The organism is Victivallis lenta (assembly GCF_009695545.1).
Lineage (GTDB): Bacteria > Verrucomicrobiota > Lentisphaeria > Victivallales > Victivallaceae > Victivallis > Victivallis lenta.
Genome location: NZ_VUNS01000011.1, coordinates 44,457 through 58,663 on the forward strand (window position 1 = coordinate 44,457; position 14,207 = coordinate 58,663).

The window sequence follows — 14,207 nt, forward strand, 5'->3', positions numbered from 1 at the left end:
CGCAAGCACCAAGGCAAAAAGATCGATTTTAAGTTCAGCTTCAAACTGCAACATATCTTTTTCTATATAGAGATGTATTACGTACTTATTACGTATCTATGAAAAGCCACATTAATACGCACATAGCTATGAAGTCTATGTTGCACACGAGGCCGGGGAAAATGATAAAGCAAAAATTGCAAGCAATTGTCGGGGCCGAGCGGCGGAACGTTCCGCAATGCAATTGGCCGAATTACGATATTGAAACCGCCGACTATATCGACGCGATTGTCGAGGAACCGGAACAGTTCGAGGTTTTGACCGCGAAACTGTGGCAGCGGATTCAACGGTACAAGACCGCCGACCTGTCGCACATTCCGCCGGCGCTGCTGCGGTATGAGGGCGAAACAATGCAGGAATATTTGAACCGCTGCTATGATGTGGCGGGCTATGTGGGAGGGCTGTAACATGCCGGGAACGCAACAAGGAACACATCCGGCCGGCCGGGTGATTACGTTCGATGAGGGGCCGCACACATATATTGACGACCGCGGCGATTCGTACACCAGCTTTACACGGCTGATTCATAACTATTTTCCGCAGTTCGAGGCCGAAAAAGTAGCGTCCAGAATTGCCAAGAAGCGCGGCAAGACTGTTCCGGAGCTGTTGCAGGAATGGGCCGATGCCGGAGAAGATGCGAGCGATTACGGGACCCGCACGCATGAGAACTGCGAATATCGCATGAAGGGAATGCCGGAGCCGAACACAGCCAGAGACGAACGGGAGCGCGCCACCTTCGCCAATGCCGTTGCTGTGGTAGATTATCTGAAGTCGAAATACCAGTTCATCGCCGCAGAGAAGATTCTGTTTTCGCCGCGCTGTCTGGTCGCCGGAACGGTCGATTTGCTGATGGCGGATTGTAATGTGTTGTGGATTCTCGATTACAAGACCAACAAGGCAATCAAGCGTACCGGGTACGGCATGGGACTGGGGCCGCTGGCGCATCTGGTCAATTGCAATTTTGAGCATTATGCGATGCAATTGTCATTGGCTGAAGTTGTCGCCAAACTGGAGGGATATATCCCGCGTGATACGATATGCCGCCGGGCGCTGATTCATTTTCCGCCGATGGCTGCGCCGGAATTCATCGAGACGCCGAACCGGTCCGGCGAGTGTTACGAAATGCTGATTGATTACGTTTCAAACTATAACCGCGTACCGTTTTAGGAGGACCGAATGAGTTGCAATAAAATCTATGACCGGCGGCACACTGAATGCGCTGGCTGCCCGGATACATCTGAATGTCAATTGCATAACGTTTGTACATGCTATGGGGGGTACAGCAATGCCGCGGATGCGTGCAAAGCCTGCGCGAATCGTGAATATTGCCAAGCTGCCAAAGATGAAAAATTTCATGCCAAGCGACATGGAGAACCGTCTATCAGTCTGATTGATGTGGAATATTCGTCACAAGAAGCAAGTCCGCAGGAAGTAAGCCGGGAAAGTGAAGTATTGAATCGGCTGTTTGAATGTTGTAATCACAATCCGTTGACCATAGCAATAGCAATAGCGCGTCACGGTGGTATGAGTTATGCCGAAATTGCGCGCGCGCTCGGGACATCGAAACAACGTGTTTATTGGAGGATTACGAAAGTCAGAAATTCGGCGTTGGTGGCTTATTTGTGCGGCCAGCGTTCCAGCAAGCACCGCAATAGTGCAATCAAGGTCAGTACGATAGAAGATCAGGAAAGAACCGGCAAAAAGGTACTTCCTGGAGATAAATAAAAAAAAGTGGGCTAGGGCGGTTCGCTATTTCTCTATTTTTCAACATCAAAAAATTTTGGGTCAAAGCAATATGGCATTATTTGAAATACAGCCGCGGCGGACACTGAACGGAACCGGCGGCGTTGCGGTAGCGGAAAATGAGACGGTCCGGGTTTGCGGTCCGCTGTTGAAATTAAAAAACGCAATTGGAACGCTTGAACGCGGGAAAAATATTCATTTTGTGACGGCGGGTAGTTGGGCGCTGCATGACTTGGTGAAATACCTGTTGACGCAGACGGGACCGGCTGATTTGTTGGCATTCACTTGGAGCCTGACAATTCCGGCAGCGGTAACATTAATACGGCAGCAGGAAGCCGGAAATTTGCGGAATATGTCGTTTATCGTCGATGCAAAAATGAGCAAATGGTCTGCGGCCGCGCTGTCGATTCTGACGAAACATTGTGACAGGATTGTCCGTACTGCGAATCATGCGAAAGGCTTTTTATTGAGCAATGCGGAATGGCGCGTATCGGTAATCAGTTCTGCGAATTTCAGCAATAACCCGCGTATTGAGGGCGGATGTATCAGCACAAATCCGGTTGTTTTCGATATGCACCGGGAATGGATCGAACAGCTTTTGCACGACGGGGACCCGTTCCGGGCGGAGACAGAGCCGCTGCCGGTTCAAGCGGCTGCAGGACCAGACAAGACTTTGTTTTTGATTCGCGGTTTGCCGGGTTCGGGAAAATCGACACTGGCGCACATGCTGACGGATACGGTTTTTGAGAATGACGATTTTTTCACTGTGGGCGGAAATTATCTGTTTTCAGCGCGGGAACTGCCGCGGGCGGCGGCGACCTGTTACAACAATGTCCGTGATGCAATGGAAGAAGGGCGGCCGCGCATCGCGGTTGCAAATGTGTTTGCGGAGGCGGCGGGAATGGACCGTTATATTCAGTTGGCCGGCGCAATGGGTTATGCGGTCGTGTCTCTGATTGTGGAAAATCGCAGCGCGCGCGAAAATATCCACAGTGTGACGCCGGCGGCCATAGATGGAATGAAGCGGCGTTTTGAGGTAAAACTATGCTGACGGAAAAGAACTTGCAAGATATTGAGGAATGCGGAGCGCGCCAGTTTACCGAGGAAGAGACTTGTATCATTGCAGACGTATCGGAAAAGGAATACGAGTGTAATCCGGAGGCGCGGCGGCGTTATCGGCGGGGGATGCTGAAAGCGCAATTTGAGGTGCGCGAAACAGTGCGGAAGATGGCCGCGGAAGGTGTGCCGCAGATGGTGAAAATCTTTCAAAGCTACATTGACCGAATCGAATTTCCGGAGGAATAAAGATGGCATTGACCCGAGTAAAACGCAGCGGCGAACCGCGCCGGAAAGCGTCTTTGCCTCCGCCGGTCAAAGCGTCGGTCAAAGCGATGACGAAAAAAGAGTTTGCCGATTGGACCGGCAAGAGCCTGCCGGCGGTCCGGAAGTTATGCGACAAAGGCCGGTTCTTTTTGGACGGATTCGGAGAATTTGAAGCGGTCAAGACCGGCACATCAAAAACCGCGCCGCTGGAAATCCGACCGGTTGAAGCTGCCCCGGTTGAACAGCATACGCGCCGGGGAACGGAGAATCTGTCATTTGCGGAACTGAAAGCGCGGAAGCTCGAAGCGGAAATCCGGCACTTGGAGCAACGCACGCTTGACCGTCAGGAAACCATAGAGCGCAATTTTGAAGCGGAAATCATTGAAAAGCTGATTGATGCGCTGCAACCATTGAAGGATGCTTTTGTAAAATGCAAATTAACTCCGGAACAGACCAGTTTAATCACCGGCGCGCTGAACGAATCATTGCAGCAGTTAGAAAGATCGTTGATACAATAACGCCGATTGCATACATGCGCCCGGTCGAATACTGCGAAGCCGTGGTCAATTTGAGTGCAGACAAGACGGCTGCGGCCTCCGGGTTGATTCGCATTCGGGACGTAACTCCGTATCTGGTGGACCCGATCAACTATTTTGAGCATCACGGAAAATGCAAAGAGACGTGCCAAGCGGTCGAACAGACCGCCAAATCGACCGGCTGGAAGATGGGCGCGATGTGGCGCTTGCGCCATATGCCGTCACCGGCTGCAATTCTGTATCAGAACGAGGATGTAGGGAAAAAGATTGTCCGCGACAGCTTTTTGCCGATGCTTCGATGTGAACCGGATTATCGGCGCGCTGTTCCGGAACGTGCCAACGAGAACCCGAAATTTCTTGATTTGCCGGATGCACCGGTCTACCTGATGAGTGCGGAACAGGCGATTATTTCTATCCCGCTCGGGCTGATTGTCGGGGACGAAATCAATAAATGGCGGCAGGAAAAAGCGAACCGCAACAAGAAGAAAATCACGTCGGATGAAGATTACCAAGTCTCGAAGCTGAAAGACATGGACAAACGGACCCGGACGTTTTACGACAGCTTGCGGGTTTTGGTCTGTTCGCCGGAGGGAAAAAACGCGCCGATTACAACCGAGTTTAAACAATCGAGCATGGGTTACTTTCATTGCCGTTGTGTGGAATGCGGAGAACTGGCGTTCAATTCCACAATGCCGGAGGATTATTTTTCCTACGAGGCGACAGACGGAACGGTGAACCGCGCGACGATTCGCTTAACCTGCCCGAAATGCGGCCATGTTCATACCGAAGCCGACAAAATTATGATCACTCGCGGCGGCGCATATGTTCACGAGCATCCGGAGCGGTTCGATTATCACGCCGGTTTCTGTTGGGGAGCGCTGGCGGCGCAGTTTCCCGGCGTTGACTGGCTGGAAATCTGTCAGGCAATCGAGAATGCGAAGAACTCGAACAGCTACGAAACACAGGCATATTTATGCAACTCCATCAAGGGAGTTGAGTTTGTGCCGACTGTCGTAACCGGAGAAAAAATCAGTGTTGTACGCAGCCACTTTATACCGGAGTTGCCACCGGATGTGTTTTTCTCGGCGGTTTATATGGGGGTGGACACGCAGGAAGTCGGTTATTGGTGGCAGGTATGGGGCATTGATCTGGCCGGTAACTGGTATACGCTGGATTATGGTTTTGCGTGGGACGATCAAGCGGTAATCGATGCTTGGAATCGGGAATATTGCGGCATTCGCCCGATGGCCGGAATCATCGATGAAGGCGGCCACCGAAAACCGGATGTAGATAATCTGCTGGCGTTGCTCGGCAGCGGCTTTTTCAAGTATAAGGGGGAAGGCGGAAATCGCAAGGAAAATTACCGGATATCGGAACAGGATGAATTTTTGATTCTGGCGATGGCGAAACGTTATCAGGCGCGTTTGCTGTATCTGATTTACAGCCAGCATCGGAAAAATAATCATTACTGGTTCATCGTGTGTCCGATCAAGAAGACATTCACACAGCAGATGGCAAGCGTGCAAGCGCCGGCCGGAGACCCGGAAGCGGATTTTGAGGAATGGACCCCATACGATCGGCAGCATGATTTATTTGATGCAGGAAAAATGATTCTGCTTATTCATGATTTTGCGTGTAATGAATTCCCATCGTCATTTTGGCGACGGCCGGCCGGTTATTCGGAACCGCAACCGGCGGCGGTTCTGGTCTGATTTTGACGTTTCGCCCCTTTCTGAAAAGGGGGGATTTTCATGTTTGCGGAAGACGTGTTGCATGATATTGAACAAATGATTTGCGGCCGGGCGACCGATGCAGTCAAGAAACGTACCGTTGACGGGGTTTCGCTGGAATATTACAGCATCGAAGAACTGTTGATTCTGCGCGACAAGTTCAAATATCTGGCGGCGGCTGAATCCGGCGAAGCGCCGCAGCTCCCCGGACAAGTCTTTTTGGAATTCCGGGGGTAATATGTTGAATTGGATTCGTGATTATTTCAAACGGACGGAACCGGCGGAGCCGGCGGAACGTTCCTTTATCGGTGCGGAGGTGAACCGCTTCAATCAAGATTTTCTGATGGAAGCGATCCGGACCAATGAGGATATTCGGCGCAATTTGCCGAATTTGCGTAACCGCAGCCGGGAGCTGTCGAAAAACAATGGCGACTACCGCAAGTACCTGCGGATGTGCGAACGCAATATCGTCGGGCCGAACGGGATTTTGCTGCAAACGATTGTCCGTCTGAAAAACGGCAAGCTCGACAAGATGGCGAACCAATGGATTGTAAAACGTTGGGCCGACTTCTGTATGAAAGGAAACTGTACCGCAAACCGCCGGCAGGGAATGCGGCGGCTGATGAAAAATATTGTCCGTTGCTGGCGGATTGATGGAGAGGTGTTTTTGCGGCGGCTACCGAACTTCAACAACCGCCATCGTTACGCATTCCAGTTGCTCGACCCGGCAGCCTGTCCGGTTACGCTGAATCAGGTATTGCCGAACGGGAACCGAATTGTTATGGGCGTGGAGCTGGACCCGTGGGATGCGCCTGTCGCCTACTATTTCTACTCCCGCAGCAATGTCGATTCGTCGATGGGGCAGTATTACGATCCGATTTATGCACCGACACAGCGGATCGACGGGGAAGCGTATGTCCGGCTGCCGGTGGAGGAGATCAACCACTTTTATGATGATGAGCTTGTCGGGCAGGTTCGCGGCTTCCCGTTCGGCCAAGCGGCGATGCAGGAAATTTATCTACTGAACAGCTATGTCTATGCCGAACTTGTCGCTGCGGATGCGGCCAGTAAAAAGCTCGGCAAAATCGTCAATAAAAAACTGCCGTCGCAGTACGGCGGCCGGAATGCGGATGGCACGCAGAAAGAAGCGCCGATTCAGCGCGTGAAGACCGAAGCCGGCAGTTTTGATTTGCTGACGGGTGATTGGGATATTCTGACTTACGACCCGCAGCACCCGGCTGCGAATTTCCCGCCCTTCATCAAGGCGATGAATCGCAAAGTTGCGAACGGTCTTGACGTTGCTTACAACGGTTTTGCAAACGACCTGGAAAGTGTGAATTTTTCGTCGATGCGCGGCGGCGTACTGGATGAGCGTGATGCGTGGATGGACCAGCAGCAAACAATCATCGAAGATATTTTGGATGTAGAATTTCCGCTTTGGCTGCAGGTTCAATTACTGCTGCCGGATTCGCCCTATGAGCCGTTTGCATTTGAGCGGTTGAACGCGGCGCAATGGCTGCCGCGGCGCTGGTCCTGGGTAGACCCGGAACGTGACGCGCAAAGCAAGTTGTCACAGGTTGCGTTAGGAGCGACGACCCCGCAGGATATTGCCGCCGAACTCGGAAACAATTTTGACGATAATATCGAGCAGATCAAAGAGGCGGTTTCCGCCCTCGGCCCGATACGGGAATATCTGTCAATCATCAAAGACCTGAAAGGCGTGTTCGATAAATCGCAGGACCTGAAACCGGACAATGTCATTCCCCCGAAAAACGATGAAAACGACGACGCGGAACAGAAATGATTTTTGACGTTTTTCCCGAAACCATAAAGAGGTGTTTATGATGAAACTGAAAATCAAATCGGAGTTTCGTTCATTCGAGATATCCGCGGTAGACCCGGAGAAGCGGACCGCAACATTTGCCGCGTCCAGTGAATTTCCGGTTGAGCGATACGATTACGCCCGGAATGAAACGTACCTTGAAATCTTGTCGCATGATCCGGGTGATGTGGATTTGTCGCGCATGATCGGCGCGCCGGTTCTGGACGGACACGGTGGGGACGTGATCGGCGTGGTGGAGAATGCCGAATTGATCGATAAGCGCATGGTGGTCAGCGTCCGTTATTCCGATGCGACGGAGCGCGCCCGCGAAATATTCAAAGATATCTGCGACGGCATTCGGCGCAATGTGTCAATCGGATACATCAAAACTGCGGTTCGATCCTGCACGAAAGACCAGCAGAACCGGCGGACGGTCCGGTTTGCGTGGCAGCCTTACGAAGTGAGCAACGTATCTATTCCGGCGGACCCGACTGTCGGAATCGGCCGCGATGCGGAACAGCCGGTTTTCCGTGAATTGGAATTGCCGGAACCGGAACGGAAAAACAAACAGAACCTTATCATTTTAACCTGACAGGAGATAACAGAATGAAGCTTACCAAAGAAGTGCGTGACATGCTGATCGCGGCCGGCATGGACAAGAACGCCAGCGACGAAGAGGCGCGCCAGTTCGCCGCGGACAATGGCATCAAGATTGTCGATTGCCGCGGCACGCAGGAAACTGACATGACGCGGGCAATTGACCTGCTGGCGCTCGGCCGGCAGCGCGGCATGTTCGACGAAGTTTCCAAGATGCTGCGCGACGGCAAGAGCAACGAGGAAATCTATACAGCGTTGCTCGAACGCTCCGGAGCGAAGCCGGCCGGAACCGCCGAAATCGGCCTGACCGACAAGGACAAGCGGCAGTATTCGATTTGCCGGGCGATTCACGCAGCCGCGTCGCAGAACTGGGATCTTGCGCCGTTCGAGCGGGAGGTGTCGGAGGCCGCCGCCAAGCACATGAAAATGGAATCGCGCGGCTTTTTCGTGCCGATGGACATTCTTTCGCACAACAGCGGCGCGCGTATCGAACATGTCATGGATGTTCGTGCCAGTGATTTGACCGCGGGGACCGCGGCAAACGGCGGGAACACGGTTGCGACCGAGCTGCTGATGGGCGACTTTATCGACATGCTGCGAAAGCGCCTGGTGCTGTCCCGCCTGGGAGTGCGCTACCTTACCGGCTTGCGCGGCAGTATCGCCATTCCGAAGCAGACTGCCGGGGCCGCCAGCTATTTTGTTGCGGAAGACGGCAACATCACCGGCAGCGGCCAGAAGTTCGCGCAGATTGCTATGTCTCCGAAAACGGTTGGCGCGATGACCAGCTTTTCGCGGCTGCTGACGATTCAGTCCAGTTTGGCGGTCGAACAGTTCGTTCGCGCTGATTTGGCTATGGCGCTGGCGGAAGGGATCGAAACCGCGGCGTTGAACGGCACCGGAACCGACAATCAGCCGCTCGGCCTGTTGAAGCGGACCGGAACAAACGTGGTTGCAATCGGCACCAATGGCGGCGCGCTGACATGGAAAGACGTGGTTGCGATGGAAACCGAGGTTGCCGACGACAATGTCTTCGACGATGGGACGATGGCTTATCTGTTCAATGCCCGTACCCGCGGCGCATTGAAAACGACCGAGAAATTTGCCAACACCGGCAAGGAGATTTACCAGCCGGGGATGAATCGCGGCGAAGGGGAGGTCAACGGCTATCTTGCCGCCGTGTCGAATATTCTGCCGAAAAACGGCACGAAGGGAACCGGAACCGGACTTTCGACCGGCGTGTTCGGCCGCTGGTCCGACCAGATCATCGGTCTTTGGGGCGTGCTTGACCTGCTGGTCGATCCGTACAGCAGCGCGCAGAATGGCGGCGCGCGCGTGGTGGCGCTGCAGAGCTTCGACACGACGGTTCGTTACGAGGAATCGTTCTGTCTCTGCTCGGATATCGTCACGGCGTAACGAGGAATCTTTCCGAAAGCCCCGTTCCCGTTCCTGTCGGGGCGGGGCTTTTTTTCAGGAGAAAATAGAATGAAACAGAAAAGAAAAGCAAACCCGGAGTTGACGTTTCAAGTGTACAAGTTCGGAATTCATGTAAAATGTCATGCCGGGGATTATTTTTACGTCGTTCAGGCATTGGACGAAAAACACGCGGCGCTCAATTTCCGTGCGGAAGGGAAACCCGGCCGGATTCTGACCATTGAGCGACTGGAAGCCGTCAAGCCGCCGGCCGACAGCAAGCCGGACGCGCCGCCGCCCGCCGACAAGTTGCCGGACCCGCCGGACAAGCTGCCGCCGGAGGAAACCGGGGAGAACGGCGACGATGATGCGGCGGAATGATATTTTCACGCCGGATATGACCGTCAAGGCGGAATGGGACGGCAAGAAATATGATTGCATTGCCGGCGGCGTGGACCGCGGAAAACGGCAGTTTGCCGAAGCGACGTTGGAGAATACGACTTCGACCGCGCGTTTCTGGCTTGCCGATTTTCCGAGCGGGCCGCCGGCTATCGGGGACCGGTTGACGATCAGCGGAGAGGTGTTCCGGATTCTGGATTCACACCGGTTCGGGCCGTTCATCAAATATGCGCTCGGGGGAGAATATGGCCGTAAGTGATATTATGCTCGATATCGATACGCGGGAATTTGAAGAGGCTATCGACGAATGCGCGGCGGAAACCCGGATCGATGATTATATGGAGCTTACCGCCAACGCGCAACGGTATCTGGTTGCCGTGGTGAAACACCTGCCGGAGCGGACCGGCAATCTGCGAAGCGCGGCTATTCCGGTATGGCGCTATCTGCGAATTCCCGGCCGGCCGTTGACCAATTTGGAAGAGGGGCAGAAAATCGCGGAATGGATCGAGAAGAAAACCGGCCGCCGGCGCTCCGCTAAACTGATGAGCCGCGGCGTATTCGAGGACCGGCGCAACGATCCGAACGAGCCGAGCTTTAAATATGAGCTGTTTGCGGCGGAGTGGCGCGGCCGGAACAAGGAAGACCGCAGCGCGGCGGCTATTTCCAAAGCGCTTCAATCCGGTTTGCTCGGCGTACAGGATTTGAAAAAAGTCGGAATCCTGATGGCCGGAGGCACGACCTACGCGGCATTATGGGGCTACCTGGTCGATTTGTTTTCTGCGACTTCGGCCGGTCGAAGTTGGCTGATCAACAATGAATCGGGCTATTGGAAGCCGTACAGCACCTTTTTCAAGGGAAATCGCAAGCAGATCAATGCGGCAACGCCGGAATTCAAATGGAGCGGCCGGCACGCTAAGACGCTGGCGAAACACAGCGGGAAATGACATGAAAACTTTGAATTTTGAATTTCAGCTTGAAACGGACCTGTTGAAACTGTTCGACTTTGCCGTCCCGAATCAATACACCTGGTCGATGCTTCCACCGAAACCGAAATATCCATCACTTGTCGTTCGTTGTGACCGGACGGAGCCGGAACGGGGTTTCGGGGATGCGGGCGTTCATTCGGCCGACATGCTGGTCCATATTCAGACCTATCGCGCAGATGACAAGCAGGGGATCGAGCTGCAACGGCTGCTGAATCAGGCGCGCGGCGTGCTGCTTGCGCCCCGGCTGGCGGAACGGCTGAACGCGGTAAGTGGATGTACGATTTTTGCAGCGGTGAATCTGGAAGGGTATGAAAACCCGGACTCCGAAATCCGAAGCTATACGCTGCAATTGCAAGTAAAATTTTCTCCGACAAAAGCGGACTGATTTTGACGTTTTTCCCGAATCTATAAACAAGAAGGAGATTTTATTATGGCAGGTGAAAGCAAAGTCGTGATTGTCGGCCTGACGGAAGGGCCGGTTTGGGGGTGTCCCGATTTGTCGTGGGGCAAGGGTCAGAGTTTGGATGTCGATCACAACGGCGATTCAAAGACGATGGAGGATGGACAGGGCCAGACCGTCGCCAAAGCCTACTACAATAACAAGGAAACTGTCAGCTATACGGTTAAAGTAGCCGGACAGGTCCCCGGCTTGAAACGCGGTAATGTGCTGCAGGTGGACGGCAAGCCGTACATCCTCGACAGTTGGAAAGACGGGAAGAAATCCGGTGACTTTCAGGAATACACCTTGAATCTCGAATCGTTCGAGAGCATCACGGTTACGGCGGGGGCATAATCATGGCGGAAACAAGATTGCCGGCGGGCGTTGATCCGATGGACCCGAAAATCATTGAAGAGATGCGTTCCGGCGCTGATCGGGTGGAGGCGGAGAACCGGCCGCCTGATTCTCTGGTGGAGGCACAGGACTTGACCGACACGCAGACGATTGCGGGTTTTCGCTGCCGGCCGATGTCGGCGGGGCTGTTTGCGCTGCTGGAACTGGTGAAAGCGCCGATTCTGTCATCCGATGCGGAAAAAGAGGGCGATATGCTGGACATGATGGTTATTATGTTCCTGCTGCTGTCCGATACGACCGACGATGAATTGGTCGAACTGGCCGAAGCTGGCTATCCGGTCTTGCGCCGGGCTACTCTGAAATGGTCGTTCAAGCTGGATATGGCAACGATGAGCGAAATTCAAGCCGCGTTACCGGTAATGCTCGAACGCTTTCAGAGCGCAATGGATTTATACGGCGGGGATGGTGATAAAAAAAAATAAGCAACTGGATTATCGATTACAGTGATATTCTGATTTCTGAATATCATTGGAGCCGGGAATATGTAATTTGGCGGCTGCCGTTTGCGACGGGGATTAAATATATCGCGTCAATCAGCGACCGTCTGACCGGTAAAAATCGACTTGAAGAGCGCTACCGGGAAAAGCTTCTGGAAGCGCTCGCAATTTATCAGGAAGATTTTAACGAGCGTCACGGCTTAGGGAGAAAAATAATAGATGGCAAGTGCAGTTCTGACCGGAGTGACGAAACTTAACATTTCCGGTATGCAAAAAGGGTTCAAAGAACTCAAAAAAACAGTGCAGCAGTTTCGGAAAGAGGTGGTACAGCCGTTTTCCGAAGCTGCCGGCGCATTGATGAGTTTTACGAAAAAAGCGCTTATTGCGGGGGCGGCCGTGGCTGGAATCGGCATCAAGGAGGCATTCGGAGATGAACAGGCGATTGTACAGTTTCAGGCGCTCGGAATGTCGATTCAGGACGCGAAAAAACGGTATGATGAACTGTCGAAACTGGCGCGCTCCCGCGGAGGCTCGCTTTTTCCTACCGGAACCTGGGCGGAGGCATCGCAGACGTTGCGGAACATGGGCGGAGCGGCATTGGACAATAACCAGATGCTTACGCTGCTCGGGGATGCTTCCGCCAAAAGCCGGCGGCCGTTGCTGGACGTGACGAAAACAGTTGGAGAGTTTTACGCGAAATTGTCCGGCGGCCAGAAGATCACCGAAACAGCGATTAAAATGTTTCGGGACGGCATTATCTCCGAAGCTGCGATGAAAAAAATCGTACAGGCGGAAAAGGCCGGTCAATCGCAAGCGGTCATCTGGCGGATGGTGACGACGGAATTAGGGCGTTCCGGCGGCGCTATGGCGCTGATGGCCTCGACCGGTTCAGCGCAGTTTACGCGCCTCCGTACCGTGATCGGGCAGACCTTCGGAACCGTTTTTGAAAAGATGGCGGACCGTGTAAAAGATGTGTTGTACCGGATCAATGAAACGCTTGACCGGCTGTTGTCGAACGGCACATTTGCACGATGGGGGCAGACGATTGGAGAATGGACGGAAAAAATCGTCAACAGTGCATGGCGCATTATTCTTGCCTGGCGGAATCTTGATGAAAACACCCGCACGCAGCTTACAAGTTTGCTCGGCGGATTTGTGGCGTTCCTGGTGGCGTGGAAAACCGGCTTTCTGTCTGCTATGGTGAACGGCATGATTGGACTTGGCACATTCATCGCGGGACACTTTGCGCTTATCCTCGGCATTGTCGCGGCGTTTGCAACGGCATTTCTCGGTTACAATCTCGGTAAAACGATTTATGAAAGTTTGTCGCCTGGCGGACAGGGAATGTTACAAAAATTCATGGCTTCTTTGATGGGTTTTGTTGACCTGATGAAAGCATGTTTTGTGACATTGTGGGAAATGGCGAAAGTTACCGGTGAAAATATTTGGGCGGCCATTACTGGCAAGGGAACCAATTTTTCCGGTGATTTTGATAACGTTATCGACAAATTCAAAAAGGAATACAACCGGATTCTGGATCAATACGGCCAGATTTCCCGCGATATCGACAAGGACACCGAAAAGCAGGACAAGAACAACGACGGTAGTAGTTTTGCAGACCGTTTTCTCGAAAACTTTCAGAAAAATTTCGATCCGAAAAAATGGTGGGACGATTTTAAAAAGTTCGGGGAAGGGATGATACCGGACAGCCTGAAAGAATTTTTCAAGCAGTTGCAGACAATGCAGGGTATTAAATTCCCGAAAATGCCGGAAGTGAAACCGCTGGACCAACAGTTGAATACAAAAGGCGTATTGCGCGATTTGTATATGATGTCCCGGTACACTTTGCGTGGCATCTATTCCATGCTGCCGCGGCCGCCTCGGAAAATAGTGAAAGAGGATACGCCGAGAGACACAAAAACGCAGACGCCGGGAAAGCCGGGCGCGCCGGAGAAGCCGAATACGCCGCCAGCAGTAACTTCGGATAATGAAAATCAAGTCACGTTGGCAAAAGTGGATGCAACGCTTTCTGATATCTGGTCTAAGCTGGACACTCCTATCGGCATTCTGGCGGAAATCCGGGATTCGGTTCGGCGTATTCAGGATGCAGCCGGGGCGTTGCCGCATCTGCCGTCACCTGGGGAAGCGGTAGCAGCCGCCAAGCGCGGCAGTGTCGATAATGTTCCGGCCGGCAGGAACCCCGGCGATGTTCAGCAGCAGGACCATACCGGGGAAGTTGTTGCCCGGCTCGACACTTCAAATCAGCTTCTATCGCAGATCGGGACCGGAGTAAACCGGCTCGGCGGAAAATTAACACCATGTTGGGGATGAT

Annotated in this window: 18 protein-coding genes; all 18 read left to right on the plus strand. The window is 53.2% G+C overall.

Going from position 1 to position 14,207, the window contains the following annotated elements; translation table 11 throughout:
- The first annotated feature begins 161 nt into the window (after positions 1-161).
- The 18 genes from FYJ85_RS11245 (at position 162) to FYJ85_RS11330 (ending at position 14,206) form a co-directional block, all read left to right on the plus strand.
- Entirely contained in the window at positions 162-446 is a 285-nt protein-coding gene (locus tag FYJ85_RS11245) for a hypothetical protein (protein WP_154418583.1), read from the plus strand.
- A gap of 1 nt (position 447) precedes the next feature.
- A complete protein-coding gene (locus FYJ85_RS11250; protein WP_154418585.1) occupies positions 448-1,206 on the plus strand; it encodes a hypothetical protein in 759 nt (252 codons plus the stop codon).
- A gap of 9 nt (positions 1,207-1,215) precedes the next feature.
- A complete protein-coding gene (locus FYJ85_RS11255) occupies positions 1,216-1,764 on the plus strand; it encodes a winged helix-turn-helix transcriptional regulator (RefSeq protein ID WP_154418587.1) in 549 nt (182 codons plus the stop codon).
- A 70-nt stretch (positions 1,765-1,834) separates the two neighbouring features.
- Entirely contained in the window at positions 1,835-2,833 is a 999-nt protein-coding gene (locus tag FYJ85_RS11260; protein WP_154418589.1) for an AAA family ATPase, read from the plus strand.
- Positions 2,827-3,087 (plus strand): hypothetical protein, encoded by a 261-nt coding sequence (locus tag FYJ85_RS11265; protein ID WP_154418591.1) that lies wholly within the window; start codon positions 2,827-2,829, stop codon positions 3,085-3,087. The genes FYJ85_RS11260 and FYJ85_RS11265 overlap by 7 nt, the downstream gene beginning before the upstream one ends.
- Positions 3,088-3,089: 2 nt before the next feature.
- Positions 3,090-3,623 carry a hypothetical protein gene (locus tag FYJ85_RS11270; RefSeq protein ID WP_154418593.1) on the plus strand — a complete coding sequence of 178 codons (534 nt, stop codon included), beginning with the start codon at positions 3,090-3,092 and terminating at the stop codon, positions 3,621-3,623.
- Complete coding sequence (locus tag FYJ85_RS11275; RefSeq protein ID WP_154418595.1) at positions 3,536-5,353, plus strand: phage terminase large subunit family protein; 1,818 nt, start codon at positions 3,536-3,538, stop codon at positions 5,351-5,353. The genes FYJ85_RS11270 and FYJ85_RS11275 overlap by 88 nt, the downstream gene beginning before the upstream one ends.
- A 39-nt stretch (positions 5,354-5,392) precedes the next feature.
- Positions 5,393-5,608 carry a hypothetical protein gene (locus FYJ85_RS11280; protein WP_154418597.1) on the plus strand — a complete coding sequence of 72 codons (216 nt, stop codon included), beginning with the start codon at positions 5,393-5,395 and terminating at the stop codon, positions 5,606-5,608.
- A 106-nt stretch (positions 5,609-5,714) separates the two neighbouring features.
- Positions 5,715-7,175, plus strand: a complete 1,461-nt coding sequence (locus FYJ85_RS11285) for a phage portal protein (protein WP_206213125.1) — start codon at positions 5,715-5,717, stop codon at positions 7,173-7,175.
- A gap of 37 nt (positions 7,176-7,212) precedes the next feature.
- Positions 7,213-7,785 (plus strand): HK97 family phage prohead protease, encoded by a 573-nt coding sequence (locus FYJ85_RS11290; protein WP_154418601.1) that lies wholly within the window; start codon positions 7,213-7,215, stop codon positions 7,783-7,785.
- A 14-nt stretch (positions 7,786-7,799) separates the two neighbouring features.
- Positions 7,800-9,203 (plus strand): phage major capsid protein, encoded by a 1,404-nt coding sequence (locus FYJ85_RS11295; RefSeq protein WP_154418603.1) that lies wholly within the window; start codon positions 7,800-7,802, stop codon positions 9,201-9,203.
- A 69-nt stretch (positions 9,204-9,272) separates the two neighbouring features.
- Positions 9,273-9,581, plus strand: coding sequence for a hypothetical protein (locus FYJ85_RS11300; protein ID WP_154418605.1), 309 nt, complete (start codon positions 9,273-9,275; stop codon positions 9,579-9,581).
- Entirely contained in the window at positions 9,565-9,858 is a 294-nt protein-coding gene (locus FYJ85_RS11305; RefSeq protein WP_154418607.1) for a hypothetical protein, read from the plus strand. Before FYJ85_RS11300 ends, FYJ85_RS11305 begins: the two co-directional genes overlap by 17 nt.
- Positions 9,845-10,543: a hypothetical protein gene (locus tag FYJ85_RS11310; RefSeq protein ID WP_154418609.1), complete on the plus strand. Its 699-nt coding sequence runs from the start codon at positions 9,845-9,847 to the stop codon at positions 10,541-10,543. Before FYJ85_RS11305 ends, FYJ85_RS11310 begins: the two co-directional genes overlap by 14 nt.
- Before the next feature lies 1 nt (position 10,544).
- Positions 10,545-10,970, plus strand: a complete 426-nt coding sequence (locus FYJ85_RS11315) for a hypothetical protein (RefSeq protein ID WP_154418611.1) — start codon at positions 10,545-10,547, stop codon at positions 10,968-10,970.
- Between the two features lie 45 nt (positions 10,971-11,015).
- Complete coding sequence (locus FYJ85_RS11320) at positions 11,016-11,378, plus strand: hypothetical protein (protein WP_154418613.1); 363 nt, start codon at positions 11,016-11,018, stop codon at positions 11,376-11,378.
- 2 nt (positions 11,379-11,380) lie between these two features.
- The gene (locus FYJ85_RS11325; RefSeq protein ID WP_154418615.1) at positions 11,381-11,860 is read left to right on the plus strand and encodes a hypothetical protein; all 480 of its coding nucleotides are present in this window, start codon (positions 11,381-11,383) and stop codon (positions 11,858-11,860) included.
- Positions 11,861-12,094: 234 nt separating this feature from the next.
- Positions 12,095-14,206, plus strand: a complete 2,112-nt coding sequence (locus FYJ85_RS11330; RefSeq protein ID WP_154418617.1) for a hypothetical protein — start codon at positions 12,095-12,097, stop codon at positions 14,204-14,206.
- The last annotated feature ends 1 nt before the right edge of the window (position 14,207 follow it).

What these genes read in the sequence shown, in the direction of transcription:
- FYJ85_RS11245 (WP_154418583.1), top strand. Translation starts at nt 162, where the DNA reads ATGATAAAGCAAAAATTGCAAGCAATTGTCGGGGCCGAGCGGCGGAAC.
- FYJ85_RS11250 (WP_154418585.1), top strand. Translation starts at nt 448, where the DNA reads ATGCCGGGAACGCAACAAGGAACACATCCGGCCGGCCGGGTGATTACG.
- FYJ85_RS11255 (WP_154418587.1), top strand. Translation starts at nt 1,216, where the DNA reads ATGAGTTGCAATAAAATCTATGACCGGCGGCACACTGAATGCGCTGGC.
- FYJ85_RS11260 (WP_154418589.1), top strand. Translation starts at nt 1,835, where the DNA reads ATGGCATTATTTGAAATACAGCCGCGGCGGACACTGAACGGAACCGGC.
- FYJ85_RS11265 (WP_154418591.1), top strand. Translation starts at nt 2,827, where the DNA reads ATGCTGACGGAAAAGAACTTGCAAGATATTGAGGAATGCGGAGCGCGC.
- FYJ85_RS11270 (WP_154418593.1), top strand. Translation starts at nt 3,090, where the DNA reads ATGGCATTGACCCGAGTAAAACGCAGCGGCGAACCGCGCCGGAAAGCG.
- FYJ85_RS11275 (WP_154418595.1), top strand. Translation starts at nt 3,536, where the DNA reads ATGCAAATTAACTCCGGAACAGACCAGTTTAATCACCGGCGCGCTGAA.
- FYJ85_RS11280 (WP_154418597.1), top strand. Translation starts at nt 5,393, where the DNA reads ATGTTTGCGGAAGACGTGTTGCATGATATTGAACAAATGATTTGCGGC.
- FYJ85_RS11285 (WP_206213125.1), top strand. Translation starts at nt 5,715, where the DNA reads ATGGAAGCGATCCGGACCAATGAGGATATTCGGCGCAATTTGCCGAAT.
- FYJ85_RS11290 (WP_154418601.1), top strand. Translation starts at nt 7,213, where the DNA reads ATGATGAAACTGAAAATCAAATCGGAGTTTCGTTCATTCGAGATATCC.
- FYJ85_RS11295 (WP_154418603.1), top strand. Translation starts at nt 7,800, where the DNA reads ATGAAGCTTACCAAAGAAGTGCGTGACATGCTGATCGCGGCCGGCATG.
- FYJ85_RS11300 (WP_154418605.1), top strand. Translation starts at nt 9,273, where the DNA reads ATGAAACAGAAAAGAAAAGCAAACCCGGAGTTGACGTTTCAAGTGTAC.
- FYJ85_RS11305 (WP_154418607.1), top strand. Translation starts at nt 9,565, where the DNA reads ATGATGCGGCGGAATGATATTTTCACGCCGGATATGACCGTCAAGGCG.
- FYJ85_RS11310 (WP_154418609.1), top strand. Translation starts at nt 9,845, where the DNA reads ATGGCCGTAAGTGATATTATGCTCGATATCGATACGCGGGAATTTGAA.
- FYJ85_RS11315 (WP_154418611.1), top strand. Translation starts at nt 10,545, where the DNA reads ATGAAAACTTTGAATTTTGAATTTCAGCTTGAAACGGACCTGTTGAAA.
- FYJ85_RS11320 (WP_154418613.1), top strand. Translation starts at nt 11,016, where the DNA reads ATGGCAGGTGAAAGCAAAGTCGTGATTGTCGGCCTGACGGAAGGGCCG.
- FYJ85_RS11325 (WP_154418615.1), top strand. Translation starts at nt 11,381, where the DNA reads ATGGCGGAAACAAGATTGCCGGCGGGCGTTGATCCGATGGACCCGAAA.
- FYJ85_RS11330 (WP_154418617.1), top strand. Translation starts at nt 12,095, where the DNA reads ATGGCAAGTGCAGTTCTGACCGGAGTGACGAAACTTAACATTTCCGGT.